The sequence below is a fragment of the Streptomyces sp. NRRL WC-3549 genome (assembly GCF_000721935.1).
GTDB lineage: Bacteria > Actinomycetota > Actinomycetes > Streptomycetales > Streptomycetaceae > Streptomyces.
Genome location: NZ_KL585381.1, coordinates 127,815 through 134,648, shown reverse-complemented (window position 1 = coordinate 134,648; position 6,834 = coordinate 127,815). Strand labels below are relative to the sequence as shown.

6 protein-coding genes are annotated in these 6,834 nt (G+C 72.5%); 2 read left to right on the top strand and 4 right to left on the bottom strand.

All coding sequences use genetic code 11. The features are described from left to right. Positions 1-111: 111 nt before the first annotated feature. Positions 112-846: a YcnI family copper-binding membrane protein gene (locus IH13_RS0100860; protein ID WP_031080132.1), complete on the bottom strand. Its 735-nt coding sequence runs from the start codon at positions 844-846 to the stop codon at positions 112-114. Between the two features lie 101 nt (positions 847-947). Continuing rightward, positions 948-1,760, bottom strand: coding sequence for a hypothetical protein (locus tag IH13_RS0100855; RefSeq protein ID WP_110084955.1), 813 nt, complete (start codon positions 1,758-1,760; stop codon positions 948-950). A 301-nt stretch (positions 1,761-2,061) separates the two neighbouring features. Here IH13_RS0100855 and IH13_RS0100850 point away from each other — a divergent pair, with 301 nt between their 5' ends. Next, positions 2,062-2,652, top strand: a complete 591-nt coding sequence (locus IH13_RS0100850) for an ATP-binding protein (protein ID WP_031080129.1) — start codon at positions 2,062-2,064, stop codon at positions 2,650-2,652. A 48-nt stretch (positions 2,653-2,700) separates the two neighbouring features. On the opposite strand, the gene IH13_RS0100845 is transcribed toward IH13_RS0100850, so the two are convergent. After that, positions 2,701-4,164 carry an aminopeptidase P family protein gene (locus IH13_RS0100845; RefSeq protein WP_031080128.1) on the bottom strand — a complete coding sequence of 488 codons (1,464 nt, stop codon included), beginning with the start codon at positions 4,162-4,164 and terminating at the stop codon, positions 2,701-2,703. A gap of 97 nt (positions 4,165-4,261) precedes the next feature. Further along, positions 4,262-5,686 carry a PP2C family protein-serine/threonine phosphatase gene (locus IH13_RS0100840; RefSeq protein ID WP_082317475.1) on the bottom strand — a complete coding sequence of 475 codons (1,425 nt, stop codon included), beginning with the start codon at positions 5,684-5,686 and terminating at the stop codon, positions 4,262-4,264. 596 nt (positions 5,687-6,282) lie between these two features. On the opposite strand from IH13_RS0100840, the gene IH13_RS0100835 reads away from it, so the two are divergent. Then, positions 6,283-6,834: bifunctional DNA primase/polymerase (locus IH13_RS0100835; protein ID WP_063837384.1), on the top strand; the 552-nt coding region annotated here is incomplete at its 3' end.

Below are 6,834 nucleotides of genomic sequence, written 5' to 3'. Positions count from 1 at the left end.
GGCGGACAGGGTCAGTGCGGCCACGGCGGCGAACGCCGCGGCCAGCACCGTCTTCTTGTTGCGCATGGAGAGCTGTTTCCTGGTCTGTGGTGCGGGTGGTGGATCAGTGGATCAGGCGGTGCGGCGGCGGCCGGCCAGGACGCCGAACGCGACGCCCGCGATGCCGATGACGATGCCGGCGATGCCGAGGACGCGGGCCGTGGTGTCGCTGTCGCTCGACGAGGCGGTGTTCTCCGAGGCGGCCGCGGTCTCCTCCGCCTTGTCCGCCTCGCCGCCCTTGGCGTCGGCGGCGGCACCGTGGCCGTCGGCCGACGCGGCGGTCAGCTGGAGGACGGGAGCGGGGCTCTCGGGCTCTTCGCCGCCCTCGGCCGGCTCCTCGATCCAGCGGACGACTTCCTTGTTGCTGTACGTCTGCAGGGCCTTGAAGACCAGCTGGTCGGCGTCCTCGGGGAGCTGCCCGACCGAGAGCGGGAACTGCTGGAAGAAGCCCGGCTCGATGCCCTTGCCGTCCGCGGTCCAGGTGACCTTGGAGACGGCCTTGTCGATCTTCTTGCCGTGCACCTCGAGCGGTTCGGCCAGCTTGCTCTTGGTGACCTCGATCTTCCAGCCGGCGACCGGCTGCGGGCTGACGGAGGCCAGCGGGTGGTCGGTCGGGAAGTTCACCTCGACCTTGACGGTGGAGGCGTTGTCACGCTCGTTGGGGACCTTGAAGTTGACGGTGGCGTATCCGCCCTTGGCGGCCTCGCCCTGCGGCTGCACGCTGACGTGCGCGGCGGCGGGCCCGGCGAGCAGCAGGACGGTGGACGCGGCGACGCCGCCGGCGAGGACGATGCGGGAAACGTTCATGACAGGGATCACTCCACAGTTCACGGAAGAAGGTGGTCCGGCGCGCGGGAGCGCGACGGCTCGCGACCGCCTCCGCACCGGAATCCGGCGGAGTGGCCGCGTCAGGCTGCGCGTACGTACGCGGGCGGCGGGCCGCGCCTGATCACCAGATGCTGCAGAGGGTCCCCGGTCGCGGGCGCCGGGGCGTCGACGGCGGTGCGCAGGGGGCGGCGCGGGCCGTTCGCCGGATGTCCCGGGAGGCCCGCGCGCAGGGCGCGTACCAGGGACATGGCCGCGCGCAGCGCCCGGAGCCGGGCACCGGCGGCGAGCTGCCGTCCGCCGTGGACGGAGAGCGCGGCCAGCCGGAAGAGCGCGATCTCGCCGCGGCGCAGCAGCCAACCGGTGGCGAGCGCGGCGAGGAGGTGCCCCAGGACCATGGGCAGGCTCGGCAGCAGTCCGGCCGCCATGGCGGAGACCGCGGGATCGGGTGCCGCTCCGGACGCCAGTTGGTGTCCCTGTGCCACGGCCGTCGGGTCGATGCCCGCGGTGGTGACGATGCGGTGCGCCTCCCCGGCGCTCAGCTGCGCGGGCCCGGCACCGCAGACGAGGCTCGCCGCGAACCGGATCAGCGAGTCGTCCCCGCCGGACGCCGTCGCGGCACCCGGAGCGTGCCGACCGAGCCCGAACAGGGCGTGCAGCGCGAGCTGTCCGGCGGCCAGCGCGCCGACGATCGAGGGGAGGGAACGCTCGCGCCCGGCGAGCACGGCGACGGCGGTGAAGACTCCGAGGAATCCTGCGGCAAGGGTCCAGCCGGGCACCCCGGCACCCGCGGCGAGGCTGTGTCCCGCCGCGGCCAGCGCGACGCAGACCGCGGTGAACACCGCGGTCCTCATGAGCCGCAGACCGGCTCCGGCGCGTGCGACAGGCATAGACATGGCCCGGACATCATCGCACTGCGACCCGGGGTCCCGTACGGCAGGTCCGGAAGGTTGCCTTCTGTCCCCATCGGGGCGATCGGAGCGTGTCGGGCCTGTTCGCAGGGCCCGCGCGACGCCGCCCGGAACCGGAAGCGGACGGGGGACGAGCGGCCGTACACCGGTCGCGGGACCGTCATACACCGGGATACGGGGCATTCGCATCCGCCGAACGAGCGCTGTCACGGCATCGGGGTGCTTATCGAGCGCCCACCCCGGCAATACGTAACCGTATGTCGAGCCGCAGCCAGGAGGCTGGAGCATGAGCATGTGGTGGTCACTCCATTTGCGGCGCGAAGCCGCGAGCGTTCCGCTCGCCCGTCGTTTTCTCCTCGGCACCATGGAGACGGCGGGGGTCGATCCGGACATCTCCTACGACCTGTCGGTCGCGCTCAGCGAAGCGTGTGCGAACGCCGTCGAGCACGGCGGCCGGCCGGGTGCGGGGAACGCCGGTGCCGCCGGTCCGGGGCACGCCGTGGACGAGCGGCCCGGGCAGGCCAACGAGCAGTACCGGGTCACCGCTTATCTGGACGGCGAGAAATGCCGTATCGAAGTCGCCGATTCGGGGCCCGGGTTCCCGGACCGTCGCACGCTTCGCGCCGCCGCACAACCGCCCGTCGGACAGCCGGCGGACGCGCATCCGCCGGCCGGACGGCCGTCCGCCGGGGGAGTCGTCTGCGCCGCCCCTCCCGAGGAACCTCCCTCGGCCATGGCGGAGAGCGGCCGGGGACTCTGCCTCATCGAGGAACTCGCCGACCACGTGACCTTCGGCAACCGGCCGGGCCGGGGCGCCGTGGTGAGCTTCGACAAGGTGCTGAAGTGGCGCGAGGGCGCGCTGCTCATGGTGTCCTGAGCGGCGCGCCCCCGTGGTGCCTGCGGCGCGGGCGTCCGCGCCGGCGGGTCAGCCCTTGAGACCGGCCATCCACGCCTCGACCTCGTCGGCCCGGCGCGGCAGCTTGTCGGAGAGGTTCCGGTTGCCGTCCTCGGTGACGAGGATGTCGTCCTCGATCCGGACGCCGATGCCCCGGTACTCCTCCGGCACGGTCAGGTCGTCGGCCTGGAAGTACAGCCCGGGCTCGACGGTGAGGCAGACCCCCGGCTCCAGGACGCCGTCGACGTACGCCTCGGTACGGGCGGCGGCGCAGTCGTGGACGTCCATGCCGAGCATGTGGCCCGTGCCGTGCAGCGTCCAGCGGCGCTGCAGGCCGAGCTCCAGGACCTTCTCCACGGACAGGTCGCCGAGCAGGCCCCACTCGACCAGCTTCTCGGCGAGGACCCGCTGCGCGGCGTCGTGGAAGTCGCGGAAGGCGGCGCCCGGCTTCACGGCCGCGATGCCCGCCTCCTGGGCCTCGTACACGGCGTCGTAGATCTTGCGCTGGAGCGGGGTGAACGAGCCGTTGATCGGCAGCGTCCGCGTCACGTCGGCGGTGTAGAGCTCGTCGGTCTCCACCCCCGCGTCGAGCAGCAGCAGCTCACCGGGGCGGACCGGGCCGTCGTTGCGGACCCAGTGCAGCGTGGTGGCGTGCGGGCCGGCGGCACAGATCGAGCCGTAGCCGATGTCGTTGCCCTCGACGCGGGCGCGCAGGAAGAAGGTGCCCTCGATGTAGCGCTCGCTGGTGGCCTCGGCCTTGTCGAGGACCTTCACGACGTCCTCGAAGCCGCGCGCCGTGGCGTCGCAGGCCTTCTGCAGCTCGGCGACCTCGAACGCGTCCTTGACCAGGCGGGCCTCGGACAGGTGGACGCGCAGCTCCTCGTCGCGCTCCGCGGTGACCTTGTCGGTCAGCGCGGCCTCGATGCCCGCGTCGTGTCCGCGGACGGTGCGCACCGGTCCGGTGGCCTCGGACAGGGCGGCCGGGAGCTCGCGGACGTCCTTCGCGGGGAGGCCCAGCAACTGCTCGGCCTCGGAGAGGGAGTGGCGGCGGCCGACCCAGAGCTCGCCCTGTCCGTCGAGCCAGAACTCGCCGTTCTCACGGTTCGAGCGGGGCAGCAGGTAGATCGTCGCGTCGTGGCCGTCGGAGGTCGGCTCCAGCACCAGCACGCCGTCCTGGGTCTGGTCGCCGGTGAGGTAGGCGTACTCGGTGGAGGCGCGGAACGCGTACTCCGTGTCGTTCGAGCGGGTCCTGAGGTTGCCCGCCGGGACGACGAGGCGCTCGCCGGGGAAGCGGGCGGAGAGCGCGGCGCGGCGTGCGGCGGTGTGACCGGCCTGGGCGATGGGCTTCAGGCCGCGCAGCTCGGTGTCGGCCCAGCCGGACTTCATGCTCTCGGCGAGCTCGTCGGAAATGCCCGGGTACAGGCCGTTCTTCCGCTGCTTGATCGGCTCTGCTTCGGCTGTTTCCGGGTTCTCCGGGGTGAGCTCGTCAGACACGATTTGTCTCTCCTTATACGACACTGGGCCCTCTCCATCGTACGGGCGTACGGAAGGGGGCCCAGGGCCGGAAGACCTGTTACCGGTCCGGGTGCCGTCAGTCGAAGCGCACGGCGAGGACGACGACGTCCTCGGGGCAGCCGTCCGGCTCGGCGCAGTCGGGCAGAACGGCCCGCAGGACGTGGTCGGCGACGGCCCCGGGGTCGAGGCGCAGGGCCTTCGGTACGCCGGCCGCCGCCGCGTGGAGCCGGTCGAACGCCCGGTCCCTCGGGGCGCCGGTGCACCGCAGCAGCCCGTCCGTGTAGAGCAGCACCGTTTCTCCGGGCAGCGGGCTGAACTCCACACTCGGCGCCTCCCAGCAGGAGAGCATGCCCAGCGGTGCGGAGAGCGACGTCTCCACGAACTCGGTGCGCAGGTCGCCGGTCACCAGGGGCGGGGCGTGCCCGGCGCCGGAGAGCAGGACCGTGCGGTGGCCGGGTTCGCAGTAGGCGTAGAGGGCGGTGGCCGAACCGGCCGGCTCGGTCTGCCGTACCAGCAGCTCCAGGTCGGAGAGGACGGCCACGGGGTCCTCCCCCTCCAGCACCGCGTACGCCCGCAGTCCGGCGCGGAGCCGGCCCACGGCGGCGAGGGCGCTCGGCCCCGAACCGCTCACCGAGCCGACGGAGATGCCCAGGGCGTTGTCCGGGAGGGGCAGGGCGTCGTACCAGTCGCCGCCGCCCCTGGGGGCGGTCCGGTGGCGTGCGGCCAGCCGCACCCCGGGGGTCGGGGGAAGCCGGCTGGGCAGGAGCTCCTCGCGGATGACGGCGGCGTCCGCCCGGGTCCGTTCCAGCTCCAGCAGGCGGGCCAGGTGCTGGGCGGCGTAGTGCCCGTACAGGCCGACCAGGTGGCGTCGGCGGTCGAGGGGTTCCGCGGGCTCGTCGTAGAGCCAGACGGCTACGCCCAGCCGGCCGGCGGCGGGGGTGGCCAGGGGCTGGGCGTAGCTCGCGGCGTACCCGATCCGCAGGGCGACCTCGCGGGAGCGGGGGTCGAGGCCCGGGTCGCCGAGGATGTCGGGGCTGGCCTGCGGGCCGCCGGTGTCGGGGAGGCCGTCGAGGAACCGGCCGTAGGCGGTGGCGCCCCGCGGCACGGTCTCGATGTGGCCGAGTTCCGCGGGGGTGAGCCCCAGCCCGACGGTGCGTGAGGGGCCGCCGCCGTCACCCGGCTGGAGGACCAGGAGTCCGCGACGGGCACCGACCAGGGAGGCTCCGGCGCTCAGGAGTTCGCGGAGTGCGCTGTCGAGCGTGCCGGTCCCGGCGAGTGACTCGGTGAGTTCGTGAAGGGTGGTCAGGTCGGAGACCCATCCGGCCAGCCGGTCCTGGAGGAAGGCGCCCGGCACGGCGGGGACGTCCGGCGGAGGCGCGGCAGTCTGCGTTGAAACAGGAATGGGCGGATTGATTCCGGTCACTTTCGGCAGGTGTGGGGCGCTCATGGCATTCGGCTTTCCGACCGGTGTGTTTTGTCGAATAGCATCGCAAACCCCCATGTCGTGCTGCGTCGCTATCAGTGCAACCACAGGTACACGCCCCCACATCTACACGCATAAGTAAGGCGATGTCCAGCATTGTCCCTGCCGTATTTACGGTGTCCGGAGATCCGTCAACATGGCTGAAAATTGCACCCCTGTGCGGCCTTTTGCGGTCGACTGGGCGTGCTCGGTAGGGGGCGCCCTCGGGACGACGAGTCCGAGGGAGCGTCATCCTGGGCAAGCGGGGTACGTAGTCGTGTATGGCCAGGGGCAGTTGGCGCTGCCCCGGAACCCGACGACGAGCCCGGGCGTCCTCACCCGTGACGGCCGCACCCCCGCTCCGCAGCGGCGGGATTGCACAAGGGGCGGCAAGCCTGAAGCACAGGCCGCCCGCGCGATGTTTTGACCGGACTCGGCTCCGCACCATTCTGTTCGGTTCCACTCTGATCTGTTTGGTTCCACTCCCGATCGACTCGGCGCACGCTCGGCACCGACTGCATGTCCGTACCGCACTCCCGACGGACATGCACGCACAGTGAAGAGACGCACGCGCGGTACGACGAGCGCGTGGTGTGAAGTGGACCTCGGCGTTCAACGGAAAGGAACGAGCGCTCATGCGCGAGATCCTCGGAAGGCGACGCAGGCGCCGGCTCCGGCGCACGGCACGTTCCGCCCGCCTCGACGCGGCGCTCACCTGCGCCACCGTCTGGAGATGGCCCCTCCTCCCCGGAGTGGGGACGGCCACGACGGGCGCACGCGGTGAGCACGGGCGGCGTGGCTGCGCCTGCCCGGACCCCGAGTGCGCGGTACCCGGCGCGCACCCCTTCGACCCGGACCTCCTCGCGGCGACCACGGACGCCCGCATGGTGCGGTGGTGGTGGACCAACCGGCCCACGGCCCCGCTCCTCCTGGCCACCGGCCGGCAGGCACCGTGCGCGCTGAGCCTCCCGGCCGTGGCGGGCGCCCGGGCGGTGGCCGCGCTCGACGCCATGGGGCTGCGGCTCGGCCCCGTGGTGGCCACGCCCACCCGGTGGTCGCTGCTGGTCGCCCCGTACACCCTCGAACGGCTCGGTGAACTGCTGCACGCCAAGGACTGGGTGCCCAGCTCGCTGCGCTTCCACGGGGAGGGCGGCTACCTGGTCCTGCCTCTGTCTCTTATACACATC

Excerpts from the sequence above, each read along its gene's own strand:
- IH13_RS0100860 (WP_031080132.1), bottom strand. The coding sequence starts at position 846 with ATGAACGTTTCCCGCATCGTCCTCGCCGGCGGCGTCGCCGCGTCCACC.
- IH13_RS0100855 (WP_110084955.1), bottom strand. The coding sequence starts at position 1,760 with ATGTCTATGCCTGTCGCACGCGCCGGAGCCGGTCTGCGGCTCATGAGG.
- IH13_RS0100850 (WP_031080129.1), top strand. The coding sequence starts at position 2,062 with ATGAGCATGTGGTGGTCACTCCATTTGCGGCGCGAAGCCGCGAGCGTT.
- IH13_RS0100840 (WP_082317475.1), bottom strand. The coding sequence starts at position 5,686 with ATGGGGGTTTGCGATGCTATTCGACAAAACACACCGGTCGGAAAGCCG.